Annotated in this window: 20 protein-coding genes; 11 read left to right on the top strand and 9 right to left on the bottom strand. The window is 48.9% G+C overall.

Going from position 1 to position 18,365, the window contains the following annotated elements; translation table 11 throughout:
- Nucleotides 1-125 precede the first annotated feature (125 nt).
- The 3 genes from CWI76_RS07270 to gpsA are packed head-to-tail and all read left to right on the top strand — an operon-like array spanning nucleotide 126 to nucleotide 2,104.
- Nucleotides 126-554, top strand: a complete 429-nt coding sequence (locus CWI76_RS07270) for a rhodanese-like domain-containing protein (protein WP_126759676.1) — start codon at nucleotides 126-128, stop codon at nucleotides 552-554.
- Between the two features lie 33 nt (nucleotides 555-587).
- Nucleotides 588-1,088: a protein-export chaperone SecB gene (gene secB, locus CWI76_RS07265; RefSeq protein WP_126759675.1), complete on the top strand. Its 501-nt coding sequence runs from the start codon at nucleotides 588-590 to the stop codon at nucleotides 1,086-1,088.
- 14 nt (nucleotides 1,089-1,102) lie between these two features.
- Nucleotides 1,103-2,104 (top strand): NAD(P)H-dependent glycerol-3-phosphate dehydrogenase, encoded by a 1,002-nt coding sequence (gpsA, locus tag CWI76_RS07260; RefSeq protein ID WP_126759674.1) that lies wholly within the window; start codon nucleotides 1,103-1,105, stop codon nucleotides 2,102-2,104.
- Nucleotides 2,105-2,112: 8 nt separating this feature from the next.
- Here gpsA and slmA read toward each other — a convergent pair whose 3' ends face one another.
- Both slmA and coaBC read right to left on the bottom strand, forming a co-directional pair.
- Nucleotides 2,113-2,697 carry a nucleoid occlusion factor SlmA gene (slmA, locus tag CWI76_RS07255; protein ID WP_126759673.1) on the bottom strand — a complete coding sequence of 195 codons (585 nt, stop codon included), beginning with the start codon at nucleotides 2,695-2,697 and terminating at the stop codon, nucleotides 2,113-2,115.
- A 43-nt stretch (nucleotides 2,698-2,740) separates the two neighbouring features.
- The gene (gene coaBC / locus CWI76_RS07250) at nucleotides 2,741-3,979 is read right to left on the bottom strand and encodes a bifunctional phosphopantothenoylcysteine decarboxylase/phosphopantothenate--cysteine ligase CoaBC (RefSeq protein WP_126759672.1); all 1,239 of its coding nucleotides are present in this window, start codon (nucleotides 3,977-3,979) and stop codon (nucleotides 2,741-2,743) included.
- Between the two features lie 198 nt (nucleotides 3,980-4,177).
- Here coaBC and radC point away from each other — a divergent pair, with 198 nt between their 5' ends.
- The 3 genes from radC to rpmG all read left to right on the top strand — a co-directional run bounded on the left by radC (nucleotide 4,178) and on the right by rpmG (nucleotide 5,417).
- The gene (radC, locus tag CWI76_RS07245; RefSeq protein WP_126759671.1) at nucleotides 4,178-4,855 is read left to right on the top strand and encodes a RadC family protein; all 678 of its coding nucleotides are present in this window, start codon (nucleotides 4,178-4,180) and stop codon (nucleotides 4,853-4,855) included.
- A 158-nt stretch (nucleotides 4,856-5,013) separates the two neighbouring features.
- On the top strand, nucleotides 5,014-5,250 hold the full coding sequence (gene rpmB, locus CWI76_RS07240; protein WP_092857738.1) for a 50S ribosomal protein L28: 237 nt from the start codon (nucleotides 5,014-5,016) through the stop codon (nucleotides 5,248-5,250).
- A gap of 11 nt (nucleotides 5,251-5,261) precedes the next feature.
- Nucleotides 5,262-5,417 carry a 50S ribosomal protein L33 gene (rpmG, locus tag CWI76_RS07235; protein ID WP_092857736.1) on the top strand — a complete coding sequence of 52 codons (156 nt, stop codon included), beginning with the start codon at nucleotides 5,262-5,264 and terminating at the stop codon, nucleotides 5,415-5,417.
- Nucleotides 5,418-5,479: 62 nt separating this feature from the next.
- On the opposite strand, the gene CWI76_RS07230 is transcribed toward rpmG, so the two are convergent.
- Nucleotides 5,480-6,139 (bottom strand): 2OG-Fe(II) oxygenase, encoded by a 660-nt coding sequence (locus CWI76_RS07230; protein WP_338068858.1) that lies wholly within the window; start codon nucleotides 6,137-6,139, stop codon nucleotides 5,480-5,482.
- Nucleotides 6,140-6,261: 122 nt separating this feature from the next.
- Between CWI76_RS07230 and mutM the strand changes: the two genes are divergently transcribed.
- Entirely contained in the window at nucleotides 6,262-7,077 is an 816-nt protein-coding gene (gene mutM / locus CWI76_RS07225) for a bifunctional DNA-formamidopyrimidine glycosylase/DNA-(apurinic or apyrimidinic site) lyase (RefSeq protein WP_126759670.1), read from the top strand.
- On the opposite strand, the gene bioH is transcribed toward mutM, so the two are convergent.
- Nucleotides 7,074-7,871 carry a pimeloyl-ACP methyl ester esterase BioH gene (gene bioH / locus CWI76_RS07220; protein WP_126759669.1) on the bottom strand — a complete coding sequence of 266 codons (798 nt, stop codon included), beginning with the start codon at nucleotides 7,869-7,871 and terminating at the stop codon, nucleotides 7,074-7,076. The genes mutM and bioH overlap by 4 nt on opposite strands.
- Before the next feature lie 34 nt (nucleotides 7,872-7,905).
- On the opposite strand from bioH, the gene CWI76_RS07215 reads away from it, so the two are divergent.
- Nucleotides 7,906-8,577, top strand: a complete 672-nt coding sequence (locus tag CWI76_RS07215) for a ComF family protein (protein ID WP_126759668.1) — start codon at nucleotides 7,906-7,908, stop codon at nucleotides 8,575-8,577.
- Here CWI76_RS07215 and CWI76_RS07210 read toward each other — a convergent pair.
- Entirely contained in the window at nucleotides 8,574-11,198 is a 2,625-nt protein-coding gene (locus CWI76_RS07210) for a M14 family zinc carboxypeptidase (protein WP_126759667.1), read from the bottom strand. The two genes, CWI76_RS07215 and CWI76_RS07210, sit on opposite strands and share 4 nt — an antisense overlap.
- A 151-nt stretch (nucleotides 11,199-11,349) precedes the next feature.
- Here CWI76_RS07210 and nfuA point away from each other — a divergent pair, with 151 nt between their 5' ends.
- On the top strand, nucleotides 11,350-11,928 hold the full coding sequence (gene nfuA, locus CWI76_RS07205; protein ID WP_126759666.1) for a Fe-S biogenesis protein NfuA: 579 nt from the start codon (nucleotides 11,350-11,352) through the stop codon (nucleotides 11,926-11,928).
- A gap of 100 nt (nucleotides 11,929-12,028) precedes the next feature.
- The gene (locus CWI76_RS07200; protein WP_126759665.1) at nucleotides 12,029-13,426 is read left to right on the top strand and encodes a DUF4397 domain-containing protein; all 1,398 of its coding nucleotides are present in this window, start codon (nucleotides 12,029-12,031) and stop codon (nucleotides 13,424-13,426) included.
- Here the strand turns inward: CWI76_RS07200 and CWI76_RS07195 are convergent.
- Nucleotides 13,392-14,753, bottom strand: a complete 1,362-nt coding sequence (locus CWI76_RS07195) for an MATE family efflux transporter (protein WP_126759664.1) — start codon at nucleotides 14,751-14,753, stop codon at nucleotides 13,392-13,394. The genes CWI76_RS07200 and CWI76_RS07195 overlap by 35 nt on opposite strands.
- Between CWI76_RS07195 and CWI76_RS07190 the strand changes: the two genes are divergently transcribed.
- Nucleotides 14,743-15,792 (top strand): polysaccharide deacetylase family protein, encoded by a 1,050-nt coding sequence (locus CWI76_RS07190; RefSeq protein ID WP_126759663.1) that lies wholly within the window; start codon nucleotides 14,743-14,745, stop codon nucleotides 15,790-15,792. The genes CWI76_RS07195 and CWI76_RS07190 overlap by 11 nt on opposite strands.
- Here the strand turns inward: CWI76_RS07190 and CWI76_RS07185 are convergent.
- The 3 genes from CWI76_RS07185 to CWI76_RS07175 are packed head-to-tail and all read right to left on the bottom strand — an operon-like array spanning nucleotide 15,789 to nucleotide 18,364.
- Nucleotides 15,789-16,412 (bottom strand): SCO family protein, encoded by a 624-nt coding sequence (locus tag CWI76_RS07185; protein ID WP_126759662.1) that lies wholly within the window; start codon nucleotides 16,410-16,412, stop codon nucleotides 15,789-15,791. The genes CWI76_RS07190 and CWI76_RS07185 overlap by 4 nt on opposite strands.
- A gap of 27 nt (nucleotides 16,413-16,439) precedes the next feature.
- A complete protein-coding gene (cyoE, locus tag CWI76_RS07180; protein WP_126759661.1) occupies nucleotides 16,440-17,372 on the bottom strand; it encodes a heme o synthase in 933 nt (310 codons plus the stop codon).
- Nucleotides 17,373-17,389: 17 nt separating this feature from the next.
- On the bottom strand, nucleotides 17,390-18,364 hold the full coding sequence (locus tag CWI76_RS07175; protein WP_126759660.1) for a COX15/CtaA family protein: 975 nt from the start codon (nucleotides 18,362-18,364) through the stop codon (nucleotides 17,390-17,392).
- Nucleotide 18,365 lies beyond the last annotated feature (1 nt).

Here is an 18,365-nt window from a genome sequence, read left to right as displayed (position 1 = left end):
TTTATGCGATTTTGTAGCGTAACGCATCCTTTCTAACCTGCGTTTCGTGGCAAATTTTACTGGCAACGTGCGTTGCAGTCGGTATACTCTGTGCCTTGTTTTTTTCAATTGGAGTAGGCAACCCCATGGATCAACTTCTCGCTTTCGCGATGGACCACTACTTTATGAGCCTGTTGTGGGTTATCCTTCTGATCGCGATAATTGTCAGTTATGTGAAAGGCGCAACCTCAAAAGTTAAATTGTTAGAGCCACAGCAAGCCACTTTGTTGGTCAACCGAAACGACGGTGTGTTTGTTGATATTCGTTCAGTGGACGAGTACCGTAAAGGCCACATTCAAGACGCACTTCATGTCACTGCCGACAAGATTCGAAAAAATGAGGTGCAGCCTCTTGAGAAATTCAAATCTGCCCCCATCGTGGTTGTATGTGCAACAGGAATGACTGCTCGTTCAGCAGCAGCTTCGCTTAGCAAAGCTGGGTTTGAGAATGTTGCCGTACTTCAAGGTGGAATCTCAGCCTGGCAGGGCGCCAGTTTCCCACTGGTTAAAAAATAATAAGTGTAACTTTCAGTAATAGGACGTATTAAAATGGCTGACGAACAGCAAGTAAACGGCGCCGCTCAAGACGAAGCGCAACAGCAACAAGCTTTCCAAATTCAACGCATTTATACCAAAGACGTTTCTTTTGAAGCGCCGAATGCACCAGAAGTTTTCCGTCAAGAATGGAAACCTGAACTGAGCTTAGATTTGAACGTGAAAAACACCAAAATTGACGACGGTGTTTATGAAGTTGTTCTTAAAGTAACGGCAACCAACAAAATTGGTGAGACGGTTGCATTTATTGGCGAAGTTCATCAAGCAGGTATCTTCTCAGTTTCTGATGCAATTGAAGAAGGTCAACGTGCTCATTTGTTAGGCGCTTTCTGCCCGAACATTTTGTTCCCATATGCACGTGAGTGTTTATCAAGCTTAGTTAGCCGTGCAACGTTCCCACAATTGAACTTAGCGCCAGTTAACTTTGATGCGGTATTCGCACAACACGTTCAACAACAGCAACAGCAGCAACAAGCTGCCCAAGCTGACGCGTAATATCAGCGCAATCTATGCGTAATTCGCAAGTAACAGTGCTAGGCGCCGGTTCCTATGGAACTGCCCTAGCACTTTGTTTTGCTCGTAAGGGCACACATACCTGTTTGTGGGGCCGTGACGTCGAACAAATCGAAGCCATGGCGAAAACCCGCGAGAACACGCGTTACCTTCCTGGCATTCAACTTCCTGACACGCTGCATGTGACTGCCGATTTAGCGGAAGCTGTTGCTGACTGCAAGAATATTGTGGTGGTGGTGCCGAGCAGTGCATTTGCACAGGTATTAAAAGATATGCAACCTAGCTTGTTGCCAGATGCGCGCGTGGCATGGGCAACCAAAGGTTTAGAGCCAGAAACTGGCCGCTTACTGTTTGAGGTGGCGCAGGAAATTCTTGGTGATTCACACGCGCTAGCGGTGTTGTCTGGGCCGACCTTTGCGATGGAAATGGCCAAAGGGTTACCTACGGCAATTTCGATGTCATCTACCGACCCGCAGTTTGTTGAAGAGCTCTCCGAATTATTGCATTGCGACCGCAGTTTCCGTGTTTACACCAATGATGACTTTATTGGCGTACAGCTTGGCGGCGCAGTTAAAAACGTGATTGCGATTGGCGCAGGTATGGCCGATGGTATCGGGTTTGGGGCCAACGCACGTACGGCATTAATTACGCGTGGTTTAGCAGAGCTAACGCGGCTTGGCTTAAAACTCGGCGCGAAGCCAGAAACCTTCACCGGCATGGCCGGCTTAGGGGATTTGATTCTCACTTGTACCGATAACCAATCGCGAAACCGTCGCTTTGGTCTTGCTTTAGGGCAGGGGAAGTCGGTTGAGCAAGCGATGAAAGAAATTGGCCAAGCAGTCGAGGGTTATCGCAATACACGCGAAGTAGTTGCATTAGCGAAGCGGCATGGCGTGGAAATGCCAATTTGTGAGCAACTTTACGATGTCTTATATGGTGACACCACGCCTCAGCAAGCTGCAATTAACTTGCTGAGCCGGGCACGCACTTCTGAATAACCGTTGAGTTAGCTGAGTAACTGTTGAGCGATGGTTTGCCATTGCTCATCAAAGTGCTCAGTTGGTGAACGTTTGAACTCTGAGCGAACGAACTGGGTGATTTTACCATCGGCATAGGCCATCACTAAGTTCGCTAACATCCCTTCATCTAAACCGCCTCTCACTTGCTCGCGTAAACGGCGTTCGCGCAATACTTGCTTCAGGTTGGCTTCTACTTTCTCGAAAATGCCAAGTACGCGGCCGCGCAAGCGCTCGTGTTCACCAAGCAATGCATCACCAGTAAGAATTCGAGTGATACCAGGGTTACGAGCAACGAAGGTCAACACCAAGCGAACAATCATTTCACAGCGGGTGACAGTGTCTTTTTCGTTCTCAAGAATTTGATTAATGCGCGACAAAATGGCGTCTTCGGTGAAATCAATTAACCCTTCAAACATCTTCGCTTTTGACGGAAAGTGACGATACAGCGCGGCTTCCGATACGCCCACCTCGCTGGCTAAACGAGCCGTGGTAATGCGTTGTCCCGGGCCGGTTTCTAGCATGGTTGCTAAGGCTGCTAATATTTCTTGTTTTCGGTCTTGTTTCGCGGCCACGCAAAACTCCTTCTGTTTGTCGTTGATCGTTATTAGTTAGTCGTTATTGGTTGTTCGATAGAAGCTTTGCTGCTTGTTGCAGAATTTGTTGGGCGATGGTTGATTTGCTGGCGCGTGCAAGCGCTTGCTGCTGCACGGTGTTGTTCATATCACGCCAGAATAGAATCATCGCGTTGTCGTCACTATTAAAGCCGATACTACTGTCGCTTACGTCGTTGGCGGCAATCATGTTGAGTTTTTTGCGCGCTAACTTATCTTGGGCATAGTGTGCAACATTGTTTGTTTCTGCGGCAAAACCGATGGTAAATGGTGCTTTGGTGCGCGCTGCTACATCCGCAAGAATATCCGGATTACGTACCAGCGTTATTTGCATACCATCATTTGATTTTTTGATTTTGCTATCGGCTACTTGCTCGGGTCGATAGTCGGCAACGGCCGCACAGCCAATAAATACATCCGCATTGTCGACTGCCTGCATCGCTGCGGTATGCATTTGCTCGGCACTCACCACATCTACTCGCGTCACGCCGGTCGGCGTTGCTAAGTTCACGGGGCCAGCAATCAGGGTTACTTGCGCACCCATGGCTTGTGCTGCTGCCGCGAGTGCAAATCCCATTTTCCCAGAGCTGTGATTACTTAAGTAGCGCACTGGGTCGATGGCTTCGCGCGTCGGGCCAGCGGTAACCACAATATGCTTGCCGGCTAGTTCACGGTTTTGCGGAAGCAACAAACTGCAGATAACCTCACGTAATTCGAGAGGTTCTGGCATACGACCAGCACCGACGTCGCCACATGCCTGCGCGCCACTTGCCGGAGTAACGACGTTCACACCACGTTGGCGTAGCAAGTCGCAATTAGCTTGCACTGCAGCATGCGCCCACATTTGTTGATTCATGGCCGGTGCGACGGCAACAGGCGCAGCAGTCGCTAAACATAACGTGCTTAGTAGATCGCTAGCGTGCCCATGAGCAAGTTGCGCTAATGTATTCGCTGATGCTGGGGCAATGAATACCAGCTCGGCCCATTTCGCCAATTCAATGTGGCCCATAGCGGCTTCAGCCGCAGGATCAAGCAAATCGTGATGCACTGGGTTGCCAGATACCGCTTGTAGCGTCAGCGGTGTAATAAACGCCTGACCACCTTGGGTCAGTACACAGCGCACATCGGCGCCGTAATCTTTTAATCGGCGTACTAAATCTGGAGTTTTATACGCAGCAATGCCACCGCTTATACCAAGCAGAATGCGGCGACCAAGTAACGGCTGATTGGGGCTTGTACTCATAGTAAGTCCTTACCTTTAAACTCTTTTTACACTACCACGAATACGAAAATTGCGCGATATACAAATTTTCGCCAACTCAACATTCAGTGATTGCCGCACAACCGAGCGAATAGAATCGTAATTCGCAAAAGAGCCAGTTTGGCTGTGCTAATTTATCGGTTCAAATAATCGGTTCATTTCAAAGATCAAGGAGCGATCATGGCGAGTGTGAAGGATTGGCCTGTAGCGGAACGGCCGCGTGAGAAGATGGCTGAATTAGGTGTCGCGACCTTAACCGACGCTGAATTGTTGGCTATTTTATTGGGCACTGGTATTCGCGGCAAAGACGTAGTGGCGTATTCCCGCGATCTGCTTAGTGAGTTCGATGGTCTGGGTGGTATGTTAGCGGCGAGCGCTGAAACCTTGATGGAGCAACCTGGGTTGGGGCCTGCCCGCGTCATGCAACTCCAAGTGGTGATGGAGATATCGCGACGCTATTTGGCTTGGCAGTTACGTCGTGACGATGGTTTTACCCAACCCGCCATGGTGAGAGACTATTTAACCGCGCAACTACGACACCAGCAACGTGAAATTTTTGTGGTGTTGTTACTCGATAGCCAACACCGCTTATTAAAATACGTGGAATTATTCCAAGGCACCATCAATGCGGCGCCGGTCTATCCGCGGGAAATTATTAAATTAGTCATGCAACATAACGCAGCTGCCGTTATTCTCGCCCATAATCACCCATCAGGGGTCGCTGAGCCAAGTCAGGCGGATCAGCGAGTTACCGAGCGACTCAAGCGGGCCTTGAGTATGATCGACGTTGCCTTGCTGGATCACTTCGTTATTGGCGCTGGAACACCAGTTTCATTTGCCGAACGCGGACTCTTGTAGTAAAGTAGCGCCGCCGTTTACAGGATCAGAAAGATCAAAAAATATCAGCGATCACTTGATTGCCGGGCCGATTTGCTGTATAAAATGCGCCCTCGGATTCAAGGCAAGGCCGCGATGGGCGACAGGCGAGCTTGAAGCAATTTTGGAGTAAATAAACGATGTCACAAGTATGTCAAGTTACAGGAAAGCGTCCGGTTACCGGTAATAACCGTTCTCACGCGCGCAATGCGACCAAGCGTCGTTTCCTGCCGAACCTGCAATCTCACCGCTTCTGGGTAGAATCAGAAAAGCGTTGGGTTAAGTTGCGTATCTCTACTAAGGGTATGCGTATTGTTGATAAAAATGGTATCGACGCGGTGCTCGCAGATTTGCGCGCTCGTGGCGAGAAAGTGTAAGGAGCTAAACCATGCGTGATAAGATCCGTCTAGTTTCTTCTGCCGGTACTGGTTACTTCTACACTACCGACAAGAACAAGCGCAACATGCCAGAAAAAATGGAAATCAAAAAATACGATCCAGTGGTTCGTAAGCACGTGGTTTTCAAAGAAGCTAAAATTAAGTAAGCTTCTTCTGAGCACAAAAAACCCAGCTTGGCTGGGTTTTTTTGTGCCTGAAATTCCAAACCTTAACGCGTCGGATCAATCACCCCGTTGATACTCGTGTTGTGTCGATACCAACCGGTTATACTGAAGCGATCACGATTGCCAGCTAATACTTCATGCACAAAGACGTCGCTTAAAAATACAACTAATTTGCCTGCTTCTGGGAGTATGGTTTCGAGTACGTTACCACGCTCACCATACATTACCAGTTGACCACCATCGGCTTCCTGCCATTCTGGGTTTAAATAAAATACGGTGGTAAGAATACGATTACTGCGTCCTTTGAATGCATCAAGATGTTTACGGTAAAACGCACCGGGTGGATAGTGGGCTAAATGGCACTCGTAATCGAATAAGCCCATGAACAATTCACGATTCACTTGCAGGCGTAAATCGTCCATCATGGTTAAGTAAGCGCGCTCAAGCTCAATATCACGCTGCAACCAACGAATTTTATCTTGGCGTACGGCAGTGTTGGTGGTGTATTGATCGGCTCGACCAATACCAGCTTGTTGCCAATCAGACGCTTGCAACGATTGCGCATAATCAAACAAACGCTGACAATAGGGCGCTTCTAGAAAGTTCGGCACCACCACATAACCGCGCTCCGCGAGTTGGTCAAAATCAATGGCGGAGGTACGAAATGCGTTGGCGTCAAGCTGTACAGGAGCCAAAATTGTCAATGCCGTTAAACTCCAAGATGCGTTGTTGCGTATCGATATCGTTGTCGCTGAAACTGCGGCAAGCAAACGTTGCGCGAATATAATGTAGCCAATGAATAAACACAAGCCACTGTGGATAGAGTATGCCTGAATTACCTGAAGTTGAAGTGAGTCGACGTGGCGTAGCGCCACACCTTGAGAATCAAGAAATTAGTCACGTCATTGTTCGTGATCATCGCCTGCGTTGGCCGGTATCGGCAGAATTAGAGCAGTTGGGCGGGGCGCATATTAGCCAGGTGGAGCGCCGTGCGAAGTATTTAATTCTGCACACTTCAAAAGGTTATGTGATCGTGCATTTAGGCATGTCCGGTGCATTGCGCGTGGTGCCGGCAGAGACCCCAACGGTTAAGCATGACCACGTTGATCTGGTGCTGACGTCGGGCTTCTGTTTACGCTTTAACGACCCACGTCGGTTTGGCTGCTGGCTCTATTCGAAAGAGCATCCGAGTTTAGCGCACCCGCTACTCTGTGAACTCGGCCCTGAGCCATTAACCGACGTCTTTGATGCCGACTATTTGTTTGCGGCTTCGCGTGGTCGCCAGCAGTCGATAAAAACCTTTATTATGGATAACCACGTGGTGGTTGGCGTGGGGAATATTTACGCTAATGAATCACTATTCAAAGCCGGCATCCATCCGAAACGCGCCGCAGGCAAAGTCAGCAAACAGCGTTATCAAAAACTTGTTCCGATTATTAAGGCAACGCTTGCCAAAGCGATTGAACAAGGCGGCACCACCTTGCAAGACTTCACCCAAGTGGATGGGCAGCCGGGCTACTTTAAGCAGGAGCTGATGGTGTATGGGCGTGGTGGCAAATTATGTATGGCGTGTTCTGGTCGATTAAAAGAAATACGGCTCGGACAACGTAGCACGGTTTATTGCCCGAGCTGTCAGCGCTAAGGCATATGTCGTTGTAGGAATGGCACTAAGTGCGAAATAAAGCCCTCCGGATCGCTGATAAACGGTGCGTGACTGCATTTGGGGGCGACATAGCACTCACTCTCAGGTAGCCACTCACTAACGCGCTCAGCGACTGTTTTGGGCACGAGCGCGTCGAGTTTTCCATACATGCGCAAGCAGGGTACCTTTAATTCGGGCAGGCGCGAGCGGAGATCGACACTCGCCAACATATCTAAACCGGCATCCAAAACCTCCACTGATGCCATCGGTTTAGCAAACAACCATTCTTTAATTTGTTTGACGTCTTCGCGGGCATGCGGTGAGCCCAGCGATTGCAGCGCCAAAAACCGTTCGACCGTGCGCTTGAAGTCTTTGCTAAGTTGCTTGGCGAAGGTGTTTAACACATGTGGCTCAATACCTGGCCAATCGTTTTCAGCAGGCCCACTCTGCGAAGGAAAGTAAGGCGACGACGCCACCGTGGTTAAACTATAAAAGCGCTCTGGGTAGCGCAACGCCAATTCGGTAGCCACTAGCCCCCCGAGTGACCAGCCAATTAAATGACAACGTTCTGGCAACGCGGCTAAAGTCAGCTCGCAGAGATTGTCAAAATTCAACGGCATGTCTTCTGGCCAAGCCGATTCGCCATAACCCGGCAAATCGAAGCGGTGCAGCGTGCCTACTTGTGCCAATGGCGCCACAATTGGTGTCCAAATATTGGCGTTCAAGCCCCAGCCATGGAGTACAACAATATCCGTCCCTGTGCCCCTGACGGCACGCCAAACCGAAGCTACCATTTTAAATTCTCTATCACTGCGAAAGGATGCGTCTATGTTAGGGTATTGCTGGTTGTGTGATCAATCATTACGTATTGCGGAGACCAGTGGCTTATGCCAAGTGTGTCTGCATGATCTTCCGCGTTTACCACCGGCCTGTTTGCGCTGGCGCTGCCAACGCCCTGAATTAGCTTTAGGTCGTTATTGGTTCGCTGCATTTCGTTGGCAGCCAGATATTCAACATTTAGTGCATCGTTTTAAGTTTCAGCGTTGTCCAGAACTTGCCGGTATTCTTGCGCCTTTTCTTGCCGCTCAAGTGCAGCATTGTTACCGGGAACAACCGGATGCCTGGCCAGATATGTTGGTAGCGATGCCAATGACCTACAAGCGTTGGTGTCAGCGCGGTTATAACCAAGCCGGTTTACTTACCCACCAAGTCGCGCCGTTGCTGCAGCTACCAGTAGCCACCGGTTTATTGCGCCGAATTCGAGACGATGATGGGGCACAACACCAAGCAGGTGCCGCTCAACGATGGCAGAATATGCATCGCAGTATGCATTGCAGTCGGGATGTGAGCGGCTTAAAACTGGCGATTATTGATGATGTGTTGACCACCGGCGCATCCATGTCGGCGGCAGCCGATGCGTTGATGCGACGCGGGGCCAAAGTGGTTGATGCGTGGGCGTTGGCGTACGCCGAGCCGCATCAACCAGATAGGGAGGATTAGTGCGCGTGAGCAGCTTCGGCTGCTTCTGCAGCCGCCGCTTCTGCATTTTCTTCATCGCTTAAGGTGGGTCGAACCTCAGGTGCTAAGAAAATCGCATTACTCAGTAATTTTGCACTGCCATAGAAGAAGGCACGGAAATTCATGTCATCAGCGAAAGCAATGACACGACCAGAGCCTTTACGGTGCGCGACAATGGCAGCTTTGTCAGCTAAAACCTCACGGTTTGGTTTGGCGGTGAAGCCAGCTAACAGCGGCTCTTTCTCACTGTATTTGGCGACAGTAACAAAGGGTTGCTCAGGCACAACCATGGCGTTGGTGCTGTCTTTAAATACCGGCAGATTGGCACGCGGGTAACCAAATGCAAGTGGGTGCGTGATATCTAGCTGCACTTCAAAAATGGCACCAGCAAGGCGACGTTCGCCATAAAAATCGTCCATATCCCCATAGCTCAAGTCTTCTTGTTTAAACGCTTCGCGGAAGGTTTTGGCTTCGACGAACTTCGCACCAAGAATGTCATGCTCACTTAACCATTTCGCGCCGCCTTGTTGGCCAATAATGACACCACCGTTATTGACCCAGTTACGGAGCATATCGGCGCTACGTTTGTTTAGGTTAGAGTAACGGCCGTCAACCATAATGATATGGGTGTAGCGGCTCAAATCTGAGCGGTTCAAACGGTCGGTATCAACCATTGATACTGGAATACCAACGTGACGGTCTAAGTAATACCAAGCTTCACCCGCTTCGTACATATTGGCATCGGTACCGACAACCATCATGACGTTAACAGGTTTTACAGGTGACAAGTTGCGGCTACCGAGATCCATACCACGGGGCGTTAAACCTGAAGTAATGGCATGAACTTTCACTTGGTTATCGGTTGCAATCTCGGCCAATTTCGCTTGTACATCGGCCCAATCATGTTCTTGATAAGCGCGTGTGACAACAACGGTGCCTGGTGTAAACGTGTAGTCGCCGTCGGTTGTTTTTGCGGTAAATTCTTGGTTGGCCTGACGCACATGTACACCGGCTTGCAGCAAGCGGTTTAAGGTACGCGGCGAGAAGTAATTGTGCCACTCAAACGCGTAAGCATAGGCGTCTTGCGCCAGCTCAACTTGCTGCGAGGCAGGCTTTTGCCATGGCGTCTCAGAGGTTTTAATACGCCAACCGTCAAACTTATCAAAGTTCACATTAAACGCATGTGGGAATGTCCACGCTGATACGTCATAGAAGGTGTTGTCTTTGAAGCTTTGCTGATCCATAAAAATGGCGCGAATTAATACGTACTGCTCTTGAGCAAGCGGCACATAGTAGCTTTCATTTGCAGGATAAGTTGTGCCATCAATTTTGATGGTATCGGTTAACGCATAGGCTTTAATACCGTGCTGTGACAGTACGTTAAGCATCTCGTTTACACGTGCTGGGTCGGTTGAATCACCAATCAAATAACCTTTGAAGCCAGCCTTATCTGCTGCCGCCATGGCATCGTCATAAAAACGTTGCTGATAATCGTTAAACCAACGCTTGTTGGCATGCGCGCCATACATGCTAGTTAACGAAGTCGTAAACTGGTTTTGAATAGTGAACGGGAACTCTAAAACGCCATTAATCGAATCTTGGGCGTGACCGCGGCTTGATGCTTGCTCAAACAAAATACCAATCGCGCCTTGAACGTCTGGGTAGGTTGAACCTTTACCCACGTAAAAGTCATCAAACGCCTCTTCGGTAAAATATAAACGGCCTTGCTCATCAAGCGCTGCTGCGTGGCCCTCGGCCAGGGTTTGCGTCAGCTTGACGTTTTCATCTGGCGTATTCGGGTTTTTACGCGAAGGAATGCCTGGCTGGAAGAAGAAGGTGCTGTCGGTTCCCATTTCATGGAAATCAGTTAATACATTCGGTTTCCATTTTTGGAAGTTAGCAATGCGAGCGCGTGATTCTGGGTGTTGTAACAGCAGCCAATCACGGTTGAGGTCGAACCAATAATGGTTAACACGGCCGCGAGGCATCGGTTGAACGTGCTCACGATGCTGAGTATCACTCACAAGATTCTGACTCTTGTGTTGGTTCGCCCATTGCGCAAAGCGCGCTAAACCGTCTGGGTTGTAGCTCGGATCGAGTAAGATAATGGTGTCTTTTAATACTTGCTCAATTTTATCGCCTTGTGCGGCGGCTAGATAGTAGGCATATAGCAGCGCTGAGTTACTGCCGCTCGGCTCGTCACCGTGAATGCTGTAACCCATGTATAAAACAAGAGGTGCCTTGTCTGGGTCGCCTTTGCGGTTTGGATCAGACAATGCAATGTGCGCGTCGCGTAGCTCATCAATATTCTGATGGTTTTCTGGTGTGGTGACCGTAACCAACACCAACGGGCGACGTTCATGAGTATAGCCCGTAATTTCAAACGAGAAGCGGTCAGATTGTTCTGACAATACTTCCATGTAACGCACTAATTGCTCAGGTCGAACATGCCATTCACCTACTTCATACCCGAGTACCTCTTGTGGTGTCGAAATATCAGGGTTATAGGTGACATCTTTTGGTAAATAGTCGTCTAACGTGGTTGCTGCGGCTGTTGCCGTGGTCAGTAACCAAACAAGCGCAATCGAAATAATACGAGCCATACGGTTTTCCTATCTTGCATCGCGAAAATGAATCTCCCGAAGCTAACAAAATCTGTTGCTCTTCCCAAGTTGATTACTATGCAATGCGCGAAATTTGCGATAAGATATACCTTACTAAATTACTCAGGTATAGCAGTGAGGTGGTTAACCCATGATTCGTATTACAGAAAGTGCTCAAGCACATTTTCGCAAGCTACTTGCCGATCAGCCGGATAATACTAATATCCGCGTGTTCGTGGTGAACCCGGGTACCCCGTCAGCTGAGTGTGGCGTTTCATATTGTCCGCCAGATGCGGTTGAGCCGGATGATGAGTTGTTGCCGTTTAGCGGTTTTGACGCTGTGGTTGACTCAGGCAGTGCACCATTTTTAATTGATGCGGTCATTGATTTTGAAGAACAAGATCTTGGCTCACAGTTAACCTTAAAAGCACCCAATGCCAAGGCCAAAAAAGTCGCAGACGATGCACCGTTAATTGAGCGCGTTGAATATGTGATTCAATCAGAAATTAACCCGCAATTAGCCAACCATGGCGGTAAAGTGGCAGTCAACCATATTACTGATGACGGCATTGCCGTGTTGCAATTCGGTGGTGGCTGTAATGGTTGTAGTATGGTTGATGTAACCTTGAAAGAAGGTATTGAAAAGGAACTTGTACAGCGCTTTCCTGGTGAGTTAAATGGCGTTCGAGACGTTACAGAGCACCAGCCTGGCGAACATTCGTACTATTAATTTTGTGTAAAAATTAATCTTGTATAAGTTTTGAGAGTGATCCCATTCTAATTCTTTCTTCGTAGTGTGATTTGCCTATACACACAATGAGGATTAAATCATGAATGGGATCACAAAACTTGGTCTCGCGCTGTCAGCAGCAGTTTTAGTCGCTGCTTGCGGTAGCGATAACGACACCCCCGATAATACCGTAACACCACCGCCGCCGCCACCAGCGTCGACGTATGTGCGTGTTCATCACTCGGTTGCTGACGCACCTGATGTCAACGTTCTTGTTGATGGTACGGCAGCGCTTGAAGCTGTGCCGTTTGGTGCTTCATCAGGCGTACTTGAGCTTGAAGAGGGTACCTACAGCATTCAAGTGGATGGTATTCTTCCTGACGAAAGCGTTGCGACAGTTATTGGTCCGGCGGATCTCGAATTCGGTGGTGATAACCGTTACGAAATTTTCGCCGTTGGTAGTGTCACTGACGAAACCATCGCCCCGCTTGTTATTGAAAACCCAGTCTCAGATATTCCAGATGGTAATTTCCGCTTGCAGGTGGTGCACGCCGCGCCAAATGCTCCGGCGGTTGATGTTTACCTCACAGCAGTTGACGCTGATTTAAGCGCCGAACAACCAGCTGCAACCCTTGAATTCACCGATTACACGGCGCAATTAGATGTGCCAGAAGGTGAATACCAAGTGCGTATTACTGCAGCTGGTGATGCAAGTGCCGTGGTATTTGATAGTGGCGCGTTAGACTTAGCTGCTGGTGCTGATTTGGTTGTGGCTGCTGTAACCAACACCGGTACTGGTGATTCACCTGTCATGTTGCAGGTAGCGGATGGTGAAAGTGCACAAATTCTTGCTTCAGCGGATGCTGGTGGCGAGTTGCGCATTATTCATGCTAGCGCCGATGCACCGGCAGTTGATATTACGGTAAACAATGCCGAGACACCTGCGGTAGCAGACCTCGCCTTCTTAGAATTTACCGATTTCATTAACTTGCCAGGCGATACTTACTTAGTTGATGTTGCTGCCGCAGGTGGCACGCCAGTGGTAATTGATGACGCAGAGTTGGCGCTCGCTGAAAGCCAACGTGTTAGCGTATATGCGGTCGGTGAATTAGGTGATTCGTCACTAACCTTAGCGGTTGTTGAGGACGACGCGCGTCGCATTGCAACGGCAGCACAAGTGCAGTTAGTGCACGCCTCGCCAAGTGCAGGTAACGTTGATATTTATGTGACAGCAACCGATGATTTAACGGATGCAACGCCTGCGTTTACTGACGTGCCATTTAATGCCGCGGCTTTAGTATCAACTGGTTACGTTGCACTAACACCAGGTACGTACTTTGTAACAGTTACCGCAACGGGTACTCAAACAGCGGCAATCGGGCCAATTGAGCTTACCTTGGAAGGTAACGGTGTTTATACCGCTGTTGCGGTTGATGCCACTGGTGGCGGCTTACCACCACAGCTCATTTTGATGGATGATCTTGCACCAGCAATGTAAGCCCTTTATAGCGTAGGTAGAGCCACTGGCTTACACCTCGCGCTAATAGGAACAAACTCAATGCCAACCACAAGCCGTGGTTGGCATTGCTTTCTGAAAACCACCATTGACTCATCAACCACACGGGCACGAACACACCCAATACACTAACCGCCATGGTATTACGCATCGCACGTGTTAAGCCCAAGCCGATATAAACGCCATCAAAGTAATAGCTCCAATGTCCAAGCAGTGGCATGACGACTAGCCATGGCAAATACATTTCGGCAACCTGAATCACATCGCTTAAATCAGTAAGCAATCGCACAATCTGTGTACCCGCTATCCCGAAAATGATGCAATAAGCGATAGCGAATAACACCGACCAGATCAGCGACAAACGCATCCAATAACGTATTTTTGTGACATCTTTTCTACCCCGGGCGGCGCCCAATAATGCTTCAACCGCATAAGCAATGCCATCTAATCCTAATGAGATGAGCATTAAAAACTGCATCAGTACAGCATTGGCGGCTACCACGACCGCGCCAAAGCGCGCCGCATAGCCAGTCATAACCGCCATACACAGTTGCAGTAACAACGAACGAATGAAAACATCACGGTTCATGGCAGCGAATTGTTTGAAGTACGCTGGGGTGATACGCCAATAAGCGGGCTTTGGAAGCAAATCACGAATGAACCATAATCCAAGTGCCGCTGTCGAAATTTCGGCAAGCACGGAAGCCCATGCAGCGCCGTGTACGTTCAGTTCAAGCCCGATAATTAGGATAACGTCAGCAACGACGTTGACCGCATTGGTAAAAATTACCAATATCATGGCTAAGCGACTTTGTTGGCGGCCAAGCAAAGCGCCGAGAACCAGTAAGTTTATCAGTGCTGCAGGCGCCGCCCAGAGGCGAATACCGATATATTGGGCGGCATAGTGTTGGAGCTCTGGTTCTGGATTGATGACCAGCCAAGCTAAATCAATCAGCCAAGGACGAGCCAACAGAAGCAGCAGACCAAGACCCATCGCTATGGCGACACCATGCACCACTACCCGTTGCGCAAGGTGGTGATTCTCAGCACCAAATGCATGAGCGATCTCTGCCGTAGTGGTCATCCGTAAGAAGATAGCGAGCAGGTAAACAAAGCTAACAACCATTGCACCAAGAGCAACTGCGCTTAGGTAGATAGAGTCAGGCAGATGTCCAATAATAGCGGTATCGACTAAACCCAATAACGGCGCCGCAATATTTGATATGATCATCGGCAAAGCAATGGCAAAAATAGTGCGATGATCAGCACGTTTGCCCAACCAAGAGGGGAGTTTTTGAATGCGTTTCATGATTTTCTTATTCGCACTATTAAGTAGCGTCGCATGGGCTGCTCCAAGTAGCGTCGCGATTCTTCAATATCATCATATTGGTGATGATACACCGCGCGTCACTTCGGTAACAGCCGAAGAGCTTGAAGCTCATTTCGCTTGGCTGAAAGAAAACAATTTTACGGTGTTATCATTAGCTGAAATTCAACAACGCTTCGAGAACGGTAAGTCAGTACCGGAATATACCGCGGCAATTACCATAGATGATGGCTGGCGCAATGTTTATCGCGAGGGACTCGAAGTCTTTAAAAAATACAATTATCCGTTCACGATTTTTGTGAATCCGAAGTTGATGCGGGAAGCTTCGTCACAATATATGGGGTGGGAACAATTGCGCGAATTGCAAAAGTATGGCGCGCATATTGCCAATCACTCAAACAGTCATTGGCACATGACTTGGCGCCATCAAGACGAAACAGAGCAAGCATGGCGCGAGCGCGTGTTAGCTGATGTGCTCGATGCGCAAGCGGAGATTGATGAACAATTGGGCGAGCAGCCACGGCAGTTTGCATATCCGTATGGTGAATATGATGTGGCATTAGAAGAAATGTTGGCAGAGCATGGCTTTATTGCCTTTGGTCAGCACTCAGGCCCGTGGACGCAGCATAGTCCAAGCACCGCAATACCGCGTTTTCCGGCTTCAGCGCAGTACGCAAATCTTGAAAGCTTAGCGACCAAGCTGAAAAGCTTAGGATTACCGCTTGTTTCGGCCGAACCTAAAGCGATGTTGGTGGCACCGGATGAAGTTACTCCGTCATTTCGTGTCGAAGTCACTTCGATTGATGATTTCAATCCAAATCAGATGAATTGCTTTGCTGGCGGCGATGTTTTGCAACCGCAATGGGAAGGTAATACGTTCACCGTGCAACTTAAAAAAGAACTTCCAGTTGGTCGTTCGCGGGTTAATTGCACGGTGCCGAGTTTCTCACAGCAAGGGCGCTTTTATTGGTATTCGCACCCATTTATTCGCGCTGATCAAAAAGGCCGTTGGCCCGATTAGTTAAAGCTCGAGGCAATGATGGCGAAGTCGGTGGCCATGGTGTCCATGTTCACGGTTGGTACTTCGCCCATCACATGTTCAGCTTTAAAAATCGCTTGGCGTTCGCCATTAGGGTTGACCAAAACAATGGCCGCACTGTGGTTCACTAAGTAGTCAGTTTCGCCTTCTTCAGGAATCGAATACATCAAACCAAGGCCATTCACAAACGGATATAGCTGTGGATGCTCCGCACGAATACCCACAAACTCTTCTCCAAAAAATGAAGCGTAATCGGTAACGCGTTTCACTGTGTCACGTTGTGGGTCAACCGAAATCATCCATACGCGTACCGGTAACTCGGTATGCTTTGTGAGTTGCGGTAGGGCTTTGCGTAGATCGGCCATTGTTGTTGGGCAAATATCGGGGCAAAAGGTATAGCCCGTAAATAGCAAGGTCCATTGGCCCTTTAGGTTGTCGTTAGTGACATCACGACCTAAAGAACTTTCCAGTGTAAACGATTCAAGTGCACGCGGCGGGTCATAAACTAGCGCCTGAGGCTGCGGTTTGGGTAGCGTGTTGTATATAACCACACCAGCAACCAAGGCAATGAGGGCAACAACGCTAATGAGTAGTTTTTGCATACCGCTTACTCCGAAATCTAAATGTATTTAAAACGCTGGCGTGACTAAGTAGTGGTCCGCTAACAAAAGAATGAATAATCCGAATAACTGCCAAATTGAGAATTTGAACATATTAAAAGCGGTTAACTTACTTGGCGAAAACTTCAACTTCCACGCGTAAACTAAGAACCAAATACTTAGAATGGTTGAGCCAATCAAATAGATAACACCCGACATACCAATAATGTACGGTAACAAGCACACCACACCTAATAAAATGGTATAGAGCAGAATACATGTTTTCGTGAATTCGATGCCATGCGTGACCGGCAGCATTGGAATATCAGCTTTCGCGTAATCCTTCGCACGGTGAACTGCTAAAGCCCAGAAATGCGGCGGCGTCCACGTGAACACAATCATCACCAGTAATATTGCGAACGGGTGAATTTCGTTGGTGACTGCGGTCCACCCTAACAGTGGTGGTGCCGCGCCAGCGAGACCGCCAATGACAATATTTTGCGGTGTCGCACGCTTCAGGTACATGGTGTAAACAATGGCGTAGCCCACTAGGCTAGCAAGTGTTAACCAAGCCGTTAGCATATTGACCCAAAGAGCTAAAACCGCAAAACCTAACGCGCCAAGCACTGCGGCGAAGGTTAATACGCGGCGAGGCGACAAGGCACCTGATGGAAGCGGACGTCGCAAGGTGCGAGCCATGCGTGCATCGATATGTCGGTCAACTAAATGATTCACTGCAGCGGCAGAACCAGACATGAAGCCGATTCCAATCAGACCAGGAACCATAATTTGCCACGGCACCCAAGTGGGAGAGGCTAAACACATGCCTACCAAGGCCGTGAGCAATAGCAGTAGCACCACATTCGGCTTGGTTAAGGTTAAATAGTCACGCCAGCTGGCATGTTTTTTATAGGTTGCGGCAAGCGCTTCATCGGCGCTTGCTAGTTGTACTTGTTCTGTCATCTGCCGTACCCCGCCGCTCATGCATTGCGAGCGATCTTATAATTTAATCCAATTAAGCTGAGCAGTAGTAAGGCGCCAACTGCGTTGTGTGCAACAGCGACTTTCAGTGGCAACATGAAAATGACGTTGCTAAAACCGAGCGCTAACTGCACCACCAGTGCCACCGCTACCCAATTTAAACTGCTGCGAATGACTTGGGTTTGAGTGCGACGATAGCCTAGCCACAATAGAAGTCCGACTACAACGGTGGTGAAGTACGCGCCAAACCGATGTGCAACGTGCATCGTCATTCGCTCAGCGTAATCGTGCGCACCATATTGATAAGTGTCAGCTGCTGGTACAGAAAACGCACCGGCGAAATCAAGACGTTCACCCCAATTACCTTCGCAGAACGGCAATTCGGTGCATGCCATTGCTGCATAGTTAGCGGCAACCCAACCGCCAAGCGCAATTTGTCCGAAAACGACAATAAGTGCGAATAGCGCAAAACCGCGTAGCGACCGCATTTTCGAATCACCTAGTGGCATATGCACGCGTTCAAGTCGCAATTGGAGTAAGTACAGCAGTGAAATGGTCGTAAAGCCACCCAACAGGTGTCCCATAACGATCAACGGCTGTAAATTCATAGTGACAGTCCACATACCGAGTGCGGCTTGGAATGTGACTAATGCAAGCAAAAATACGGGTAACCCAACCGGTTGGGAAGGGTCGTGACGACGGCGCACAAATGCGGCAATTGTAATAGCAAGAATTACCAAGCCTAAGGTTCCGGCCGCATAGCGATGAATCATTTCATTCCATGCTTTCTGTGATTCGAGCGGTGCGTGTGGGAACAGCTCGACGGCTTTCTCGGCATCTTTTGGCACCGTTAACTCGCCATAACAACCTGGCCAGTCTGGACAACCCAAGCCGGCGTCGGTTAAGCGCGTATACGCACCAAGAACAATCACTACAAATGCCAATAAAACACTGATTTTGACAAACGTACGCATA

Source organism: Pseudidiomarina marina, assembly GCF_003987045.1.
In the GTDB taxonomy this organism is placed as follows: Bacteria; Pseudomonadota; Gammaproteobacteria; order Enterobacterales; family Alteromonadaceae; genus Pseudidiomarina; species Pseudidiomarina marina.
Note: the sequence above shows the minus strand (reverse complement) of the source record. Positions and strands in the feature narration are given on the sequence as shown.

What these genes read in the sequence shown, in the direction of transcription:
- CWI76_RS07210 (WP_126759667.1), bottom strand. Translation starts at nt 11,198, where the DNA reads ATGGCTCGTATTATTTCGATTGCGCTTGTTTGGTTACTGACCACGGCA.
- CWI76_RS07185 (WP_126759662.1), bottom strand. Translation starts at nt 16,412, where the DNA reads ATGCAAAAACTACTCATTAGCGTTGTTGCCCTCATTGCCTTGGTTGCT.
- gpsA (WP_126759674.1), top strand. Translation starts at nt 1,103, where the DNA reads ATGCGTAATTCGCAAGTAACAGTGCTAGGCGCCGGTTCCTATGGAACT.
- CWI76_RS07190 (WP_126759663.1), top strand. Translation starts at nt 14,743, where the DNA reads ATGCGTTTCATGATTTTCTTATTCGCACTATTAAGTAGCGTCGCATGG.
- CWI76_RS07215 (WP_126759668.1), top strand. Translation starts at nt 7,906, where the DNA reads ATGTTAGGGTATTGCTGGTTGTGTGATCAATCATTACGTATTGCGGAG.
- rpmG (WP_092857736.1), top strand. Translation starts at nt 5,262, where the DNA reads ATGCGTGATAAGATCCGTCTAGTTTCTTCTGCCGGTACTGGTTACTTC.
- mutM (WP_126759670.1), top strand. Translation starts at nt 6,262, where the DNA reads ATGCCTGAATTACCTGAAGTTGAAGTGAGTCGACGTGGCGTAGCGCCA.
- rpmB (WP_092857738.1), top strand. Translation starts at nt 5,014, where the DNA reads ATGTCACAAGTATGTCAAGTTACAGGAAAGCGTCCGGTTACCGGTAAT.
- nfuA (WP_126759666.1), top strand. Translation starts at nt 11,350, where the DNA reads ATGATTCGTATTACAGAAAGTGCTCAAGCACATTTTCGCAAGCTACTT.
- CWI76_RS07195 (WP_126759664.1), bottom strand. Translation starts at nt 14,753, where the DNA reads ATGAAACGCATTCAAAAACTCCCCTCTTGGTTGGGCAAACGTGCTGAT.
- bioH (WP_126759669.1), bottom strand. Translation starts at nt 7,871, where the DNA reads ATGGTAGCTTCGGTTTGGCGTGCCGTCAGGGGCACAGGGACGGATATT.
- CWI76_RS07200 (WP_126759665.1), top strand. Translation starts at nt 12,029, where the DNA reads ATGAATGGGATCACAAAACTTGGTCTCGCGCTGTCAGCAGCAGTTTTA.
- secB (WP_126759675.1), top strand. Translation starts at nt 588, where the DNA reads ATGGCTGACGAACAGCAAGTAAACGGCGCCGCTCAAGACGAAGCGCAA.
- CWI76_RS07175 (WP_126759660.1), bottom strand. Translation starts at nt 18,364, where the DNA reads ATGCGTACGTTTGTCAAAATCAGTGTTTTATTGGCATTTGTAGTGATT.
- CWI76_RS07270 (WP_126759676.1), top strand. Translation starts at nt 126, where the DNA reads ATGGATCAACTTCTCGCTTTCGCGATGGACCACTACTTTATGAGCCTG.
- radC (WP_126759671.1), top strand. Translation starts at nt 4,178, where the DNA reads ATGGCGAGTGTGAAGGATTGGCCTGTAGCGGAACGGCCGCGTGAGAAG.
- cyoE (WP_126759661.1), bottom strand. Translation starts at nt 17,372, where the DNA reads ATGACAGAACAAGTACAACTAGCAAGCGCCGATGAAGCGCTTGCCGCA.
- coaBC (WP_126759672.1), bottom strand. Translation starts at nt 3,979, where the DNA reads ATGAGTACAAGCCCCAATCAGCCGTTACTTGGTCGCCGCATTCTGCTT.